Origin of the sequence: Amycolatopsis sp. NPDC004625, assembly GCF_040609695.1 — a bacterium.
Lineage (GTDB): Bacteria > Actinomycetota > Actinomycetes > Mycobacteriales > Pseudonocardiaceae > Amycolatopsis.
In genome coordinates, this window is record NZ_JBEXKX010000022.1 from 1 (window position 1) to 279 (window position 279).

Here is a 279-nt window from a genome sequence, read left to right on the forward strand (position 1 = left end):
GACCCTCTGGGTACGTGATCCGACCGCCTGGGTACGCGAACTGACCCTCTGGGTACGTGATCCGACCGCCTGGGTACGCGAACTGACCCTCTGGGTACGTGATCCGACCGCCTGGGTACGCGAACTGACCCTCTGGGTACGTGATCCGACCGCCTGGGTACGCGAACTGACCCTCTGGGGACGCGAGCCGACTTGTTGGCTCTCCCGCCACCCCGAAGCCTGATTGTGACTACGGCCGGCGGCAGGTTGTCAAGGCGGGAAAGATGCCTTGACAACCTG

The 279-nt window shown here is 64.2% G+C and carries 1 protein-coding gene; it reads left to right on the top strand.

The window, feature by feature from the left end; genetic code table 11:
• Positions 1-223, top strand: a 223-nt coding sequence (locus ABZW17_RS24590) for a hypothetical protein (protein ID WP_354818490.1), incomplete at its 5' end; no start/stop codon positions are given.
• Between the last annotated feature and the right edge of the window lie 56 nt (positions 224-279).